The sequence below is a fragment of the Pseudomonas sp. HD6422 genome, from assembly GCF_025377065.1.
GTDB lineage: Bacteria > Pseudomonadota > Gammaproteobacteria > Pseudomonadales > Pseudomonadaceae > Aquipseudomonas > Aquipseudomonas putida_U.
Genome location: NZ_JAHWIW010000022.1, coordinates 19,325 through 37,000 on the forward strand (window position 1 = coordinate 19,325; position 17,676 = coordinate 37,000).

A 17,676-nucleotide genomic window follows, 5' to 3' on the forward strand; every position below is an offset into this window, starting at 1 on the left:
CTACATCCACGCCTCACACAGCGTTTCCGCCTGCGCCAACACCAACTGTGCAGCTTCTTCCTGTTGATCCGGCGGGTACTTGTACTTACGCAGGATGCGCTTGACCAAAAGCCGCAGCTTGGCCCGCACACTGTCGCGGTTGTTCCAGTCCACGGTCACGTTCTGCCGCAGACTTGCGGTCAGTTCATGGGCGATCTTGACCAGGGTCTCATCGCCCAGTTCGCGCACAGAGGACTCGTTGTTGGCCAAGGCATCGTAGAAAGCCAGCTCATCGTCATTCAGCCCCAGCTGATCGCCACGTTTGCTGGCGGCGGCGAACTTTTTGGCCATCTCAATCAGCTCTTCGATGACCTGGGCGGTCTCGATGGAGCGGTTCTGATAGCGCTTGATCACGCTGTCCAGCAGCTCGGAGAACTTCTTTTCCTGGGCCAGGTTGCTGGAGAATTTACTCTTGATCTCGCCTTCCAGCAGGCGCTCCAGCAACTCAACCGCCAGGTTCTTCTCCGGCAGGTTACGCACCTCAGCAAGGAACTCGTCATCCAGCAGGCCAATATTCGGCTTATCCAGGCCGACCGCCTCGAATACGTCCACCACCTCGCCGGAGACCACGGCGTTGCCGATAATCTGGCGGATGGCCAGTTCGCGCTCTTCGTCGGACTTTTTCTTTTGGCTGATTTCGCGCTTGGTCAGCAGCACCTTGATGGCCTGGAAGAAGGCCACCTCCTCACGCACCACCTTGGCTTCGTCCAGGGTGCAGCACAGCGTGAAGGCCTTGCTCATGGCCAGGGCGTTGTCTGCGAAACGCTTTTTGCCATCCTCCAGGCCCAGCACGTGGTTGGCCGCGCCTGCCAGCAGCTTGTGGCCACCGGTGAGGAAGTCGCTGAAATCAAAACCGAACAGCAGGCCCCGCAAGATATCGAGCTTTTCTTCCAACACCGCGTAAGCCTCGTGGGCATCCACGGTGGGCCGACCTCTGCCTTTGCTCGCGGTGTACTCTTTGAGCGCAGCCTTCAGCTCGTTGGCGATGCCGATGTAGTCGACCACCAGGCCGCCCTGCTTATCCTTGAACACGCGGTTAACGCGGGCGATAGCCTGCATCAGATTGTGGCCCTTCATCGGCTTGTCAACGTACAGGGTATGCACGCAAGGTGCATCGAAGCCGGTCAGCCACATGTCGCGGACGATGACCAGCTGCAGCGGATCCTTCGGGTCTTTGAAGCGTTTTTCCAGGCGCTTTTTCACCATGCTGGGGTAGATGTGCGGTCGCAACAGCGCCTTGTCCGAGGCGCTACCGGTCATGACGATCTTGATCGCGCCCTTCTCCGGGTCATCGTCGTGCCACTCCGGGCGCAACGCGATGATCTCGTTGTACAGATGCACGCAGATTTCCCGGCTCATGGCCACGACCATGGCCTTGCCGTTCTGCGATTGATTGCGCTCCTCGAAGTGCGCCACTAGATCCGCCGCCACGCTCTGGATACGCGGTTCGGCGCCCACCACTTTTTCCAGCGCCGCCCAGCGCGACTTCAAGCGCGACTGCTGGTCCTCTTCCTCATCCTCGGCCAGTTCATCGACCTCATCGTCGATGTGTGCCAACTCGGAGTCCTTAAGCGACAACTTGGCCAGCCGCGACTCGTAGTAGATGGCCACGGTGGCGCCATCTTCCTTGGCCTGCTGCATGTCGTAGACATGGATGTAATCGCCGAACACCACCTGAGTATCACGGTCCTCGCTGGACACCGGGGTGCCGGTAAAGGCGACGAAGGTGGCGTTGGGCAGTGCATCGCGCAGGTGCTGGGCATAGCCGACCTGGTAGCGCGCACTGGCCTCCGCCACCTTGAGGTCGGGCGCCTTCAACGTGGCGCTGAAGCCGTATTGGGTACGGTGGGCCTCGTCGGCAATCACCACGATGTTCGAGCGATCCGACAACACCGGAAAGCTGTCCTCATCCTCACCCGGCATAAACTTCTGGATCGTGGCGAAGACAATGCCGCCGCTGGGGCGATTGGCCAGTTTCTCGCGCAAGTCACCACGGGTCGCCACCTGCACCGGCTGCTCGCGCAGCAGGTCTTGCGACAAGGAGAACACGCCGAACAGCTGCCCGTCCAGGTCGTTGCGGTCGGTGATCACCACGATGGTCGGGTTCTCCATCGCCGCTTCCTGCATCACCCGCGCGGCGAAGCAGGTCATGGTGATGCTCTTGCCCGAGCCCTGGGTATGCCACACCACCCCACCCTTATGGGTACCACCGGGACGCGAGGCGCTGACCACCTGGGCGATAGCCGCCCGTACCGCATGGAACTGGTGGTAGCCGGCAATCTTCTTCACCAGCCGCCCGTCATCCTCGAACAACACGAAATAGCGCAGGTAGTCCAGCAGCATTTCCGGCGCGAGCACGCCGCGCACTAGGGTTTCCAGTTCGTTGAACTCACCCAGCGGATCGACGTTCACCCCGTCGATGGTGCGCCAGCGAGCGAAGCGCTCGGCATCGGCCGACAACGAGCCCATCCGCGCCTCGCTGCCGTCGGAGATGACCAGAATCTGGTTGTACTGGAACACATCCGATATCTGTTCCTTGTAGGTCTGGATCTGCTCGAAGGCCTTCCAGATATCGGCCTGCACATCCGCCGGATTCTTCAGCTCCAGCAGCACCAGCGGCAGGCCGTTGACGAACAGGATGATGTCCGGCCGGCGGGTATGCTTCGGTCCCTGGATACTGAACTGATTGATCGCGGCCCAATCGTTGGCGCCGACGTTGGCCCAATCAATCAAGCGGACGAAATCACCGCGAGTTTCGCCATCCTTCTGGTATTGCACCGGCACACCGCTGACCAGCAGGCGATGGAATAATCGGTTGGCCGATAACTGCACCGGCACACCCAGCTCCAACACCTGCTTGAGCGCATCGTCGCGAGCGGCCACAGGCACCTGCGGGTTGAGCTTGGCAATAGCACTGCGCAACCGCTGTACCAACACCACCTGGCGGTAGCTGTCGCGTTCGGGGCTTTCGCCATCATGGGCGATATCTGGCCCATAAACGTGCGTATAGCCCAGCTCGCCCAGCCAGCCGAGGGTTTCTTGCTCCAGTTGGTCTTCGGTCATATCTGTCCTTAATAAGCCTTACCTGGCGACCTCTTCGGAGGCAAACGCGATCTACTTAGTCGGTTACTTGATCGCTACTTAGTCGCAGCAACGAAGCGTTTAAGCGGACGCAGCTGCATCAGCGGCTGCCGACACTACGCCATCGACTACTTGCAATCGCCCTTGAGCGGCAAGCGCACCTATTCTCTCCTCAAGGATGCCTGCAATCTTCGATGTCGCTCGCCCGAAGCCCAGCAGCCCGAGTGCACCAGAGATGGCATCTTCGCGACTCATAGAGAAACCGAGGGCTACCGTTTCCAGTAACGCTTGCTCCAGCTCCTCCGGCGCAACCCACTCAATTTTTCGCTCGACTGAGTCCAAATGAGCACGGCTTCGAATCGGGACAGGCCGGCTATCCGCGCAATACACAAAGCTGCCACGGCCTCGGTACACCCCCTGTCGAACGCCGAGGCGAATGGCTTCGTCCACAACGCTGGTAATCCTTGCGCCTGCCCGGCCCACACCGTAGGCCTCCATAATCCGCCGCGTGACCTCGCTGGCATGCACGGGTGCTTCAACCTCAACCACCGCCCGGATCATCTGCAGCAACCGCTCTGGTTTTTCCTGATGCAGTTCGGTCATCGATGTCACTGGAGTCAGTCGAGCCTTCACGTAGGGTCGGCTCGAGTTCGGCACTACCTCCTCTGCTGGTGCCCCTCGAACAATCTCATGCTTCGGCTCTGGCGCCACCTCAGGAAGCACATGCCGACCATCGGCAATCTTGGCTCGGGCTGCCTCAATAGCCGCTACGGCGCGAATGATTTCCTGTTGGGGATTGCGGAACCAATCCGTGCTCCAGATCCGGTGGAAGTTCCAACCCAGCCCTTCCAACACGCCCTGACGCAAACGATCTCGATCTCGCGCAGACCGTGAGCTGTGATATGCAGCGCCATCACATTCGATAGCCAGAACATAACGCCCCGGATAGTCAGGATCCTTGACTGCGATGTCGATAAAGTAGCCCGCGGTGCCTACCTGCGGCTCCACCTCGTAGTTCCTTTCCCGCAACGCCTCTATCACCTCCAGCTCAAACGGCGAATCTGCCGCCTTGCCTGTCTCCCGTGCGACTTCAAGCACACCCGTCTCGGCGTACTTGAGGAAATTTTTCAACGCTCTCACTCCGAGGCTGGCCCCCGCATCGAGCTCAAGCTCGTCAGCCCTGAAGTTGCAGAAAACACGCATCGCCAATTTGGCGCGCGTGATCAGAACATTGAGTCGACGGTGCCCGCCCTCGCGGTTCAACGGGCCAAACTCCCTGGCAATTCGGCCAGACTCGTTACGCCCATAGCCGATGCTGATGAAGATCTTGTCCCGCTCATCCCCCTGGATGTTCTCCAAGTTCTTGACGAAGAACGGCTCGCTCCCTTGCGAGGTGAAAAACGCCTCAGCCTCAGGCATCTGCCGGCGCAGCAACTCGATCTCGACCTGGATCAGGTCTCGCTGCGCCACACTGAATGCAGCAACCCCCAGCGATAGCTCTGGCGTTTGGATCGCGTGCTGCATAACGGCCTGCGCGACAGCCTTGGCCTCACCTTTGTTGGTGCGGGTTCGCCCCCGGTCATATAGCGCATCTGGCAGATAATCGAAGCTCACTCCACGGGCATGCGGATGCTGGCCCGCAGAGGGGAACACCACCAGCTTGCTGTCATAGAACTCGACGTTGGAAACGGCAATCAACGACTCATGCCGGCTTCTGTAGTGCCAACGGAGATAGCGCTCCTGGCTACCGGCGGCCTTAAACATGCTCAAGATGCTCTCAATGTCGGCGGTCGCCGCATCCTCGTCATCCAACTCGACATCACGGCTGAAGAAATCGGTAGGGGGCATCTGCCGGGTATCCCCGACCACAACCACCTGCTTACCGCGCATGATGGCGCCGAATGCATCGACAGCCTTCACCTGGGAGGCTTCGTCGAAGACCACCACATCGAACTCCAGCTTTCCTGGAGGTAGAAAGTTCGCGATCGACATGGGGCTCATCATGAAAACAGGCTTGATCTGCTGAATCGCCCGCCCCGCCTTCTCAATCAGCTGCCTGATCGGGATATGCCGGCGCTTCTTGTTCAGTTCAGCGCGCAGTACAGCCATTTCGCCAGGCTGATTGATATTGGGCATCCCCTCCCAGACCTGTTTAGCCAAGTGCGTTTGCGCATGATTGAGCGAAGCCAGATCCAGGGATTTGAACCGCGCGATCTGGTGCTCGTGTTTAATGCGGTCGAACTGCTGCAACGCTGGTTTCTCGGCATAGACCCGCTGCACCAGCCCCGAATACCAGGAGAAGTCCAAAATGGCAGTTAGCTGCCTGGGCTCATCATTGCTGATGGCAATTTCCAGCAACTCGTCGAGCTTAATGTCGCGTATCTGCTGCGCCAGGACATTGAACCGCGCCATGTGGTAAAGCGCGGTCAGTCCTCCCTGCCACTGTTGCAAACGCTCGCCGAGAGCCGCCAGGCCCAGCTTTCTGACGTCAGTGTTGGCGTTTTCCGCCTGCATACCGGTCACTTCAAGCGCACTGAGTAGCGCCTTGTCCAACCCGGCAACATGCTGCTCTATTCCGCTTACCGCATCCCCCAGGCCACTGGCATCGGCATGCCCGGCCAGAAAGGCGATGATGCCTTGGGGAATCTGTCCATTTCCCAGGTCGTCATGCAGCTTGATTACCCAGGCGCTCAAGCGCTCGAGCACTGCCCAATCCGTTTTCTGGCGCTGCCATTGGGCACCGAACAACGCGCTACCCAATGCCTCGTGCTGGTCATACACCTTCTTGCACTGCTGATAGGTCAGTACCGAGTCCACCAGCTCCAACATACCCGCATTGGTCTTGGGCAACGCTTCCCGAGCGAGCCCCTGCAGACGGGCCCGGGCTGCACGGAAGCGCCCCGAAAAGATCTTCCACCATTTATCGCCGTACGCCTGAAGGCTCTGCCGAACCTCCAGCAGATCCTGCTCCCAGGCAGCGTCGATCAACTGGCTGTCATGCCGAGTGCGACACGCCGTCATTCGCTCTCCTGCTTCCAGCAGTTCGCGAATGACATCACGCCTTGACTGCCACTCCCCTGTAGATAGCTGGACACCTTCGAGACGCGGAGCCTCGGCAGCACGTCGAGCCGCCCGGCAAACCACATCCACATCTGCCAGGGTAGCGGGCTGAGTCAGCATTAACCGCTCAGAAAGTGCGGCAGCAGCCGACTGCAATGCGCTGAGATGGGAGCTCGCCAACTGTAGTGCATCATTTGCACTGCTCTGCTCGATAGGCGAGAAGAAGGTGCGCTGACTTCCCCAGAAGACGCTCTTGTCGGGGCGCCCCATCTCCTCAAGGTGCAGCACCAGCTCCTCAACCAACGCTCGCCGCTTTTGCTGCTCGGCAAAACTCCATGCCGCCATAGGCGCAAAAGAAATCACCGGCAGCCCTGCATGAACTCGTTTCAGTTGCAGGTAACGGCCGAGCACATCAACAAAGGGCAGACCGCTTGCTCCTGCGGAGGAGCTCACAGCCTCGCAATACTGATTAAGAGCATCTTGCAGCTCTTTCAAGCTCGCAAGATCCTCCTCACCGACCTTGGTCAGTGGTCGTCCCTGATCCAGAGTCCGCCCCAACTCCTTGAGCACAGATTGCTTGGTAGCCTTGTGGCTATGCAGCTCAAGGACGGCATCGCCCAGATGACTCTCATCCAGACGACGCTTGACCACCTCGAGCGCGGCCATCTTCTCGGCGACGAACAGCACCGTTTTCTTCTGGCCAATCAGCTCCGCGATGATGTTGGTGATCGTCTGCGACTTGCCTGTGCCGGGCGGCCCCTGGATCACCAGATTGGAACCCTCGCGCACCTCCAGAATCGCCTCGGTCTGGCTACTGTCGGCGTCCTTCACAAAACGCACATCACCCGGCTTGATCACCGAGTCGATGTTTACATCTTCTGCATACGCTGCGGGCCTATCCCCGAAGCCTGAGCCAAGCAGACGTTTCATCACGCCATTGGCGTCCGGTTGTTTCTCTTCCGGCCAGCTCTTCGGGTCAAGATCCTTGAACATCAAAAACTTGCCGAAGGAAAAGAAACCCAGGGCGATCTCGTTACTGGCGACCTTCCAGCGTGACTGCTTGCTGATCACATCAGCCACTTCACCATAGAAGCGCTCAAGACTGCGCTCATCGGTGGCGAAGTTGTCCTCGTCAAACCCGCAGGCGGCCATATCCAGGCCAAAGTCAGTCTTGAGCTTGGCCACCAGAGAAAGGTTCGCCATCAGCTCGTCACCCGAGTACGTCAGCTTGAAGGCATCTTTGGCGCCGCTGCGCTCAAGGCTGACCGGCAGCAGTATCAGGGGGGCCTTGCGCAGATTTTCGGAGCTATCCGCTTCGTACCAATGCAAAAAGCCCAGGGCCAGGAACAGCGTGTTCACCCCCTGCTCCTCGATAAAGCCTTTAGCCTCGGTGTGGATCTTCAACAGCTGCAGGAACAGACGCTCATCATCGATGGCCGTCTGCAAGCGGGTATCCAGATGGCGACGGGCCCTGCCTGATTCATCCTCATCGCCCTCGTCAGCGACGCTGGACCAGTCCAGGCTATCCAGTTCATGCAGCAACTCTGCGTCACTGGCAGTGTCAGCTTCCGCCTCTTCCGGCTTCGCAGCCTTTGCCAGCTCAGCCAGCTTCTTGGGCGCCATCGGCGCAAAGGTCATGGCCTTTTCCTGGCGATAGAGGATGTTGAACACCTCCTCGGACAACTCATCGACCACCATCAGGGTCTTGGCTGTCTTGCGGAAGTTGAGCATGTTGTTGCGAAGCCCGATATCCAGCAGCTCTTTGCGGCTGCTCTGTAGCTTCTGGCTGATCACTGTATTCATAGGAAACCCACTATCCGAAGCTGAAATGCCAGCATCTAAACATCACCGGGCCTGATACGCGGTGCGCAGTCAGACATCGGCCTTGAACAGGCCATTGGCTCGTTCTGTACCCCAATCCGAATCAGGCAACTCAGCCAGTGCGGAACCTGCTGGGCGGCCCAAAGCCCGCAACTGCGAAAGCACCTTTGCCAGGCCATCAAAGCCCCCCTGCCTTGACCCGACAAAGCGCATATCCAGCCCATCGGGAGTCGAGAGATTCAGCTGACTGAAGGCGCATACGGGTAACTCGCGGTTGTTCTTGAAGCGCCTGTCGGGTCCGCCTTTCTTGTTGACGTACTGCCAAGTCTTATCAACAACCGTTGCATCGGCGGCAAGCGAATCATTCTCGACGTATCGAGTCCCCGAACTGACGGCAGAAAAATTCGCATAGTCGATACTGCCTACGGCATTTTCCTGAAATGCCAGTATGCGATCCGGGTAAAAGGCCAGCGTGGTCCTCTTCGAGGCGAGTATCGGCACCTGCACATTCGCCACCACATCGGGCGCATGCCCGAGCACAAGCCGTGCCTCGCCGAGCTGAACGCCCTGACCGGCCCCGGCAGAGTATTTGGGGTCGGCGTAACGGGAGGTCGAGGCAATCGACCTCAGCTTTCGCGCATTCGCCGCCTCGCTGAGCACCGTGCACAACTGATCGAACAGCGCACTGGTCGCCTGATCGGGCTCGTAGAACAGCACCGTCAACTTGCCCAACTGATCCCGCCAGAACAGCCAGCCTGTAATGGCGACCAAGGCCGCGAAAATCACCAGATACACCGCGGCAGGCCAGGAGGTGCCCCACAGGAGCAGGACAAACAGCGCCAGCAAGCCCGCCGCAGCAAACGGCCATACAGGGCGCTTCGAAATCTGTTCATTCATCGACTGCAACAGCGCATCGGAGGTGGAGTCCTGAAGCTCCAGAACACTTTTGACCTCGTGCTCCGTCGTATGAATGATGTTGCTGTCATCTATGACAGGGGAGTCGCTCCGGGGCTGAGCGGTGTTGAGTGGAGTGCTTATCTCCCGCACCGGAGAGCCGATGCTCCGGCGGTACTGGAAGCTGCCAAACCCGCCCCTGATGTAGGCGCCGCGCATACCGATCCCGGCACGAAGACCGGGAATCACCACCGACACGCCAATACCCTGTTCGGAGAAGTTGAACCGAACCAGGCCAAAACTGATGCTGCGAGAAAAACTCAGCCCCATAGTCCCTCCATGTCTTCAATGACATCGGCACATTCGCACCCGACGCACCATCTGAAACTCACGAAAGAGCCTCCTGTGCTCGCGATTCGGCTTCCGGCAGGCGCAGTTGGCCGGAGATCAGGCGGGGTAGGAGGGTGTCGCGGACCTGAGTGAGGGTTTGGGCTTGAACGTGATTTTCCGCAAGACACGCAAACACCGGTTTAGCAATCTCATGAAATGCCTGCAGAATCTGAGCAGGAGGTATCACCGTAGCAAGACCAACCACTACCTCTGGTCGTACCGCTGGGTAGGCACCGCCATCAGCCACATGAGTTAAGTAATCGATGTTGGCGTCTAAAGTTGCTGCCAAGTAGACAAACTCTGTGCTCTCAATATTTTTCGGCCGTAAAACTGCGAACCCAGTACTTCCAGTCAGGTTCTCCGCAGCATTGGCAATAAATGCGAATGATCGATTTCCGGGACGAACGGTGCCAACTATTGTGTCGCCATCACGTAGTACTCGACGTGCTCGGCTAGGCGCATCATCAAAGCGGTAGTCCGTAATCTCCGCGATCACGTTCTCTTTCGCATTAGCCAAGTCGACATATGCCACCGACTCGGGCCGGGTCCTAGCAGACCAAGACTCCGGGTTCAGATGGGCCAGGTCGGCTAGTGTTCCACCGCTCCACCCCTTCGGTACCAGGCCCAGTTCGGACTCTTCGAAGCTGTCGGGGAACAGGGCAGCGGTGGGGGCGTCCATGCCTTCCGGCTGGCGGCCTTCGGCCTTGGTGCGCACGGGGTCGAAATCGACGAACCAGGATTTGAACAGAGCCTGGGCGATGGCTTCCAGGGTGGCGTTGGTTTCGCGTAGCAGGGTGATGCGGTCGTCGAGAGCCAACATTGCAGAAGCAATTTCCCTCCGCTCACTCGCGGGAGGCAGGGGGATTGGGAGTGCTCGAAGGTCTTTGAGATTGATTGTTGTCTGTACGGTTGTATTCGCACGACTGCCAAGCAGATGCTGTGATAGCGGTGATCGGAGGCACAGGGCAATCCACTCAGACTCTACATGGTCTTCTGGATGAATTACGGCTACAGCCCTCGCGACATTGAATCCGCTGACAGTTTTAGGGGCGACAGCAACTTGCCCCACACTCCCCACTAGCGTCAGCAGAACCTCTCCACCTTTTAGACGCGTACGGCCGTACTTCCCTTCAATAGCAGGGTCGATACGCATCAAGTCAGCCAACTCAATTCGCCCATCGCGAAAATTGTTCACCCGAATGATGGGAACACCCGTACTCAGAGCCGCTCCAGGTTGAACAACACCGTAAGTCACAGAACTAGGTTTTGATAATTGATCGAGTGGCTGATATTCCCAACCGTCTGGTAGCTTGGGCAGGTCAAAACTCATACCCCAGCCCCCCCAGCTTCTGCCGGATCAACTGATCGAGCTCCACGCCCTTCTGCATCTGCTCACCCAATTGCTTGGTCAGCCGCTGCATCTTCTCGGCGAAGGCTTCGTCGTCATCCTCCACTTCCTCGGCACCGACATAGCGACCCGGCGTCAGCACATGGCCGTGTTCGGCGATCTCGTTGAGGGTGACGCTGCGGCAGAAGCCGGGGATATCGGCGTACTCGCCAACTTGACCGCCCTCATCCAGCGCCTCACCACGCCAAGCCGCCACCGTGCTGGCAATGCGCTCGATATCAGCCTCGGTGAGTTCGATCTGCACACGGCTGACGCTGGTGCCCAGCTTGCGCGCATCGATAAACAGCACCTGGCCGCTGCGGTCGATGCCGCCGGTGCTCAGGGCATGGCGCTTGTCCTTGGCGAGGAACCACAGGCAGGCGGGTATCTGCGTGTTGAAGAACAGCTGGCCGGGCAGAGCGACCATCACTTCCACCACGTCGGCCTCGACCATGGCTTTGCGAATTTCGCCTTCGCTGTTCTGGCTGGAGCTCATCGAGCCGTTGGCCAGCACGATGCCGGCACGGCCGTTAGGCTTGAGGTGGTAGAGCATATGCTGCAACCAGGCGTAGTTGGCGTTGCCTTGCGGCGGAGTGCCATAGACCCAGCGCGGGTCGCCTTCCAGGCTGCCATGCCACCAGTCGCTGATATTGAACGGCGGGTTAGCCAGCACGAAGTCGGCACGCAGATCGCTGTGCTGGTTGCGGATAAAGGTATCCGCCGGCTCCTTGCCCAGGTTGAAGTCGATGCCGCGAATGGCCAGGTTCATCGCCGCCAGACGCCAGGTGGTGGGGTTGGACTCCTGGCCATAGATGGACACATCGCCCAGCTTGCCGCCGTGGGCCTCGATGAACTTCTCCGACTGCACGAACATGCCACCCGAACCGCAGCAGGGATCGTAGACCTTGCCGTGGTGCGGGTTAAGCACAGCCACCAGGGTTTTCACAATGCTGGCCGGCGTATAGAACTGCCCGCCCTTCTTGCCCTCGGCACTGGCGAACTGGCCGAGGAAGTATTCGTAGACCTGGCCGAGCAGGTCGCGAGCCTTGCCGGCGTCGTCACCAAAGCCGACGGTGGAGATCAGGTCCACCAGCTCGCCGAGCTTGCCGTCCGGCAGCTGGGCGCGGGCATAGCGCTTGTCGAGGATGTTTTTCAGCTTGGGGTTTTCCGCCTCGATGGCGGCCAGGGCCTCGTCGATGCGCTTGCCGATATCCACCTGCTTGGCGGCGGCACGAATGGCCTCCCAGCGCGCCACTTCCGGCACCCAGAACACGTTGACCTCACGGTAGTAGTCGCGGTCTTCCAGCTCGGCGTTAAGCACCTCGGGATCGTCGTCACCCAGATAGTAGTCGTCGTTCTCGTCGGTCAGCTTGCGTTCCAGCTCGGCACGGCGGCCGGCGAAGCTGTCGGAGATGTACTTGAGGAAGATCAGGCCGAGCACGATGTGCTTGTACTCGGCGGCGTCCATATTGGCGCGCAGCTTATCGGCGGTGGCCCAGAGGGTTTTCTCCATGGCCTCAATGCTGGTGGCAGCCTGTACTTTGACCGCCTTGGCCTTGCTGGCTGCCGCCTCGACGACATAGCTGGCGGATACTTCGGCCACCGCCGGCTCGAAACGCTCACGCGCCTTGCTCAGCGCCTGCGCCGCCAGGCTAGCACCTGCGGCCTGGGCGCGCAGCACGGAGCCACCCCGCCCGCGCCCTTTGACCAATACGCCCTCACCGATCAGCGCATCGCGCGATTCCCAGAACTGCTCTTCACTCAGGCCGGTGAACTGGCTCTTGAGCCGCTCATAAAGAGCCTGATTGCCGATGCTGCCGCCGTCTTCCGGTACTGCCGCCAGCAACGCCTGGGCCAAATCACTCATGCATAACACTCCCCATGCCGCCCACTGTCAGATGGGCCGGCCAATACTCAAAACTGGTGGCAAACGAACGAGAGGGGGAAACCGGAGGGAGGCTCTGAGGCAGGCACTTGAAGCGCCAGCGCCTTTGGGGGCCATCCCTGGAATACCACGACCTGCCATTCTGCGATGTTCGTCACCTTATCCACTGGCAGGGCGCGGGTAAAGCCGCGCCCTGTGCATTTTATCGCCACAGTCAGTTCGACGGTACGCACTCGTCCGACATGGGGGTTTTCGCCACATCACCACGCCCACGACAAGTCAGGGTGATGCGCATTCCGGACTGGAGACCGGCAGCATAATTGGCATGTGCCTTATCCAGTTCAAACTGTGGCTGCATAAACTGGTTCACCCCACCACGCAGCGTCACGTAAGGGTTACCAAACAGATCGGTGTTGATCGAGTCGACCACGCCGGTGACCTTAAAAAGCTTGCCCTTGAACTGCTGATCCGCCGCTACCGTGTTGCGGTCGTAGGCTTGGGCCAGTTGCTGGGCGCTGACCTCAATCAGCGGCTCGGCAAGCGCCACCACCTTGGCCTGCTGGCCCTGATTGCCGCTGACGGACCGGCTGGGGCTGCGCTCGCTGGTGGCCATGCCAACCAGCATCAGCGCCAGCCAGGCAAAGCCAATTACCCGGCTAGTGGTGCTGTGGCCCTGACGCAGTAGGAACCAGACGAAGACGATTGGAAACAGGAGAATGCCCACGCCGAGCCAGAAACCGACGCTGCGGATAACCTGAACCCCGGGTTGGGCTTGAACAGGTGCCGGCTGCTTAACGATAGGCGCCCCACAGTGCGGGCAGGCTGCGGCCTGGTCGCTGGCCATACGGTCGCATTCTTCACAGTTGATCAATGCCATGTTGCTACTCCTTGATTGCTCTTCCTGGATTGGCCGGCGCTGCCGGCTTGCTTGTGCGAATCAAGATATGTAGCGTGACTAGACGTATCTAGAGTGTTTGCCTGTACAGGTAAAGTTTTCGAGCAGATGGAGGGGCCATGAAACGCAAGCAGTCAATCGAGTCCGTGCGCTGGGATCTGGCCCTGCGCTATCGCCTGATCGAGACAGTGGCATGGTGGGAGGGCCGCCTGACCACCAATCACCTAATGCAGAGCTTCGGCATCAGCCGCCAGCAGGCGTCGAAGGACATCAACACCTACATCAGCGAGCACGCGCCGAAGAACCTCGAATATGACAAGCATTTGAAGGGATACGTCCCGAGCCGCCGCTTCCAACCGCTGTTCATCGACGACAGCGCCAGCGCCTATCTGCACCTGCTCAACCAGAACCATGAGCGCGCTCCGCATATCGAGGGCCTGGCACTGGCCTATGCACACACAGAGGTACTGGCAGTGCCGGATCGCTCGGTAAGGCCGGAAGTGCTGCGCCCGCTGCTCAAAGCCTGCCGGGAGGGGCTGCGCCTGGAATGCGAGTACGTGTCCTTCACCACGCCCGATGGCGAAACCCGCCTGATCGCCCCACACACCCTGGTTTACACCGGCATGCGCTGGCATGTGCGGGCCTATTGCGAGAAGAACCGGGATTATCGTGACTTCGTCCTGAGCCGCTTCCGGGGTATACCGGAGCTGATGGATGATCCTACCGATCACGGCCGCGAGAGTGATCCGGGCTGGACCACATCACTGCCGGTGATCATCGAGCCCGACTCGCGCCTGAAACCGGAACAGCGCGCCATCATCGAGGCCGACTACGGCATGCAGGATGGCCGACTGGTGATCGAAACCCGCGGCGCACTGGTGCAATACGTGCTGCAGCGCTATCAGATCGACCCGACCAAGGTGCATGCCAAGGCGACGGCGCAGCAGATTGTCGTCGCCAACCTGGATGAACTGCAGCCGTGGCTGTATCACTGACTGACGACAGACACGCCTGAGACTGAGTCCATACCGCCAGGAGACGCTAGCAATTAATTAGTAGTGCCGCCACAGGCCAGCTTGGCCAGCCCAAGCAGTGCAAGCAACACCAGCGCCAGTGGCAAAAGATCATTAAGGGTGGGCAGCAAATTCATAGAACCTCCTGGTCGGTTGCGACCAACCTAGCAAGGACGGCCCGCCATAGCGACCCGTCTACTTTTCGCCTGTAAACAATCCGTGCATACCCCAGACGCCGGCGACGAACGTACCTTGTCTGGATGGCGGAGCGCTGATTACTGTATATAAATACAGCCATAGAGCAACCCGTTATGAGCACAGCACTTATCCTTGGCCCGCTGCAGCGCAGCAGCACAGCCCTTCCCCTCTTTGATGCACGCGTTCCAGCTGGCTTTCCCAGCCCCGCTCTTGATCACATGGAGCACAAGCTTTCGCTTGATGCTCTGTTGGATCTGCAAGCTACGCACACCTATGTAGTCGCCGTGAGCGGTGACAGCATGACGGGTGCAGGCATATTCGACGGTGACCATCTGATCGTCAGCCGCGCTATCACAGCCAGGCCGGGGCATGTGGTTGTTGCCTGCCTCAACGGCGATGTCCTGGTAAAGCGCCTGGCACAGAAACAGGGCCAGTTCATCCTGCGCTCGGAGAACCCAGCCTACTCACCACGCTACATCCTGGAGAACGATGAGCTGACGATCTGGGGCGTCGTCACTCACAGCCTGCGGAATCACCTCGCCCATGGCTGACTCGGTATACGCACTCGTGGACTGCAACAGCTTCTACGCCAGCTGCGAGCGCGTATTTCGTCCGGATCTGCTGCGCCCCCCCATTGTGGTGCTCAGCAACAACGATGGCTGCGTGATTGCCCGCTCGGCCGATTCAAAACCTTTCGTGAAAATGGGCGCTCTGTTCCACGAAATCAGAGGCGACCTAAAGCGCCACGGCATCGTGGCCTTCAGCAGCAACTACGCCCTCTATGGCGATATGAGCGAGCGCGTGATGACGATCCTGGAGGGCTGCTTTCCAAGCATCGAGGTCTACAGCATCGATGAGGCCTTTGCCGATATGACCGGTCTACCCGAACCGCTGGAGTCGATAGGCCGTCAGGTGCAGGCAGAGATCAGGCAGAAGACCGGCATACCCGTTGGTATTGGTATCGCCACCACCAAGACACTGGCCAAGCTCGCTAATAACGCTGCCAAGCGCTGGCAGAAGCAAACTGGTGGCGTCGTAGACATCCGCGATCCGGTTCGTCGCCACAAGCTGCTCAAGGCCATGCCAGTTGAGGAGGTCTGGGGAGTAGGCCCGCGCATGCGTGCTCACCTGGAAGGCATGCAAATCAAGACAGCTTGGGACCTGGCACAGATGGATGCCTGGACACTGCGCAAGCGATTCAATGTCGTGGTCGAGAAAACTGTGCGCGAACTGCGCGGTGTGGCGTGCCTGGAGATCGAGAACGAAATCGAACCCAAGCAAGAGATTTGCTCAAGCAGATCATTCGGCAAGCGCCTGCGTGAGCTAGCCCCCATACAGGAGGCTGTCACTAGCTATGCGACGCGCGCCGCTGAAAAGCTGCGCAAGCAGGAGTCGCTCTGCAGACAGGTGCGGGTCAGTCTGCGCACCGGGATGTTCAACCCAACAGAGGCTAGATACGCCAATGGCATCCTCTGCCAGTTGTCCTACCCGACCGACGACAGCCGACTGATCATCAAGGCCGTCCAGGCTGGATTGCAGCAGGTCTTCAGAGAGGGTTTCTGCTATGCCAAGGCTCAGGTGATGCTGTTGGATCTGTGTCGCAAGAATGAGTACACTCCGGATCTGTTCGCCCCTGAACAGCCCGTGAAAACCGAGCGACTGATGAGCACCCTGGATGCGATCAACAATCGCTGGGGACGTGGAACGCTGCAGCCGGGACGCATCGCCAAGCCGGTCGAGTGGGCTATGCGAAGAGAATTGCTTTCCCCCGCATATACCACTCGCTGGTCTGAGTTAATGGTCGCAAAGGCCAAGTAGCCTTCCCATTCACTTATCTGCGACGAACACGGCTCAGAGTGCCCTTACGCAGACAGCGTGCCCCCGCAGGCTTCAAGCGCAGGTGCTGATCGTCCTTGACCAGGTACTTCATTGCGAAGTGCGTATGGGGCCGTCTCGACTGATCCTCCCTCTGGATATGGCCGATTCCACGCCTATCGCCATACCCCTCCTTGTCATGATTGCAGCTGTGGGCATAGCCCTGACCACGTGTGACCTCCTCCCACAGCTTGCCAATCCCAGTTGCCTTACAGACATCCCGGCACACTATGTTGCCATTGAAGAAGTAGGCTGCATGGATGTGGTAACCCCTACCGTCATTTCGATCCCCCTGCTCCACGGCGTAGATGTAGCCGATAAGGTGCTTGAAGATCGGATGGCGGTGGTGCTTGGTAATCAGGGCATCCAAGTGATCGAACACTTGCTCGATACGCAGCCTGGCCTGGGCCTCAGACCAGTAGTACAGGTTCAACCTGATGATCGTCGTACGCGAGTATCGGCTCATCATCGCATCCGTGTACTCGGTGATGTCCCTGTCCTGCTGCTTGGCCAACTCCTGTCGGTCCCACTTCCTACGCCGATACCACTGCTCTCGTGTCAGCTCACGTATACGTTCGGTGAGTACGTTCATGCTCTGTTGATGACTGAGCCAGTACGTACCCGTCTCACTCATACAGACAGGACCATTCGGTGAGCGCTGCAGGCCGATGTCGTCACAGGCTTCCCGGAACGCTTGCAGGTGCTCGCTGTAATCGTATGGCACTCGATCATCGAACAGGTTGTACATCTGCTGGACGTTGGTGAAGTACCGGGAGAGCCTGGTCTCTTCGACCTGCTCATAGCCTGATCGTTTGTGCGTGATCCGGAATGCTGGTGTATCGCTTTGCTCGATAGCCTGGACGAGTGATTCGATCTGCAGCGCTATGTCGGACTGGGAGAGGTGGGTGTTGTGCTTGCGGTTGTTCATGGCTGAGTACCTAGTTGGTTGTGTCGCATACCAGGTACGTGGTCTGTTTCTTTTTACTGGCCTCCTTTCCCTCTGATGTAGTCAGTGGTGATAGGTGGTGGTTACTATTGGATAGGTAGAGTAGATAGTTAATAGCTATATCAATAGATGCATCCCTGCCCATAACCGACCGTCCCGAGCAGGCCGGGCAATGGGGAGCAACATTGCTAA

10 protein-coding genes are annotated in these 17,676 nt (G+C 59.0%); 3 read left to right on the forward strand and 7 right to left on the reverse strand.

The window, feature by feature from the left end:
- The 6 genes from KY379_RS16755 to KY379_RS16780 form a co-directional block, all read right to left on the reverse strand.
- A complete protein-coding gene (locus KY379_RS16755) occupies positions 1-3,102 on the reverse strand; it encodes a type I restriction endonuclease subunit R (protein WP_261240989.1) in 3,102 nt (1,033 codons plus the stop codon).
- Positions 3,103-3,201: 99 nt separating this feature from the next.
- The gene (locus KY379_RS16760) at positions 3,202-7,983 is read right to left on the reverse strand and encodes a DUF3320 domain-containing protein (RefSeq protein WP_261240991.1); all 4,782 of its coding nucleotides are present in this window, start codon (positions 7,981-7,983) and stop codon (positions 3,202-3,204) included.
- Positions 7,984-8,052: 69 nt separating this feature from the next.
- Positions 8,053-9,225 carry a DUF4236 domain-containing protein gene (locus KY379_RS16765; RefSeq protein ID WP_261240993.1) on the reverse strand — a complete coding sequence of 391 codons (1,173 nt, stop codon included), beginning with the start codon at positions 9,223-9,225 and terminating at the stop codon, positions 8,053-8,055.
- Between the two features lie 58 nt (positions 9,226-9,283).
- On the reverse strand, positions 9,284-10,438 hold the full coding sequence (locus KY379_RS16770) for a restriction endonuclease subunit S (protein WP_409977282.1): 1,155 nt from the start codon (positions 10,436-10,438) through the stop codon (positions 9,284-9,286).
- 166 nt (positions 10,439-10,604) lie between these two features.
- On the reverse strand, positions 10,605-12,539 hold the full coding sequence (locus tag KY379_RS16775; RefSeq protein ID WP_261240996.1) for a type I restriction-modification system subunit M: 1,935 nt from the start codon (positions 12,537-12,539) through the stop codon (positions 10,605-10,607).
- A gap of 232 nt (positions 12,540-12,771) precedes the next feature.
- Positions 12,772-13,434, reverse strand: coding sequence for an OB-fold protein (locus KY379_RS16780; protein WP_261240998.1), 663 nt, complete (start codon positions 13,432-13,434; stop codon positions 12,772-12,774).
- 137 nt (positions 13,435-13,571) lie between these two features.
- Here KY379_RS16780 and KY379_RS16785 point away from each other — a divergent pair, with 137 nt between their 5' ends.
- From KY379_RS16785 to umuC, 3 genes are all read left to right on the forward strand, one after another.
- On the forward strand, positions 13,572-14,447 hold the full coding sequence (locus tag KY379_RS16785; protein WP_261240999.1) for a helix-turn-helix transcriptional regulator: 876 nt from the start codon (positions 13,572-13,574) through the stop codon (positions 14,445-14,447).
- A gap of 329 nt (positions 14,448-14,776) precedes the next feature.
- Entirely contained in the window at positions 14,777-15,214 is a 438-nt protein-coding gene (locus KY379_RS16790; RefSeq protein WP_261241000.1) for a LexA family protein, read from the forward strand.
- Positions 15,207-16,481, forward strand: coding sequence for a translesion error-prone DNA polymerase V subunit UmuC (gene umuC / locus KY379_RS16795; protein WP_261241001.1), 1,275 nt, complete (start codon positions 15,207-15,209; stop codon positions 16,479-16,481). Before KY379_RS16790 ends, umuC begins: the two co-directional genes overlap by 8 nt.
- A gap of 13 nt (positions 16,482-16,494) precedes the next feature.
- Here the strand turns inward: umuC and KY379_RS16800 are convergent, their stop codons facing one another.
- The gene (locus KY379_RS16800; RefSeq protein ID WP_261241002.1) at positions 16,495-17,466 is read right to left on the reverse strand and encodes an inovirus Gp2 family protein; all 972 of its coding nucleotides are present in this window, start codon (positions 17,464-17,466) and stop codon (positions 16,495-16,497) included.
- Positions 17,467-17,676 lie beyond the last annotated feature (210 nt).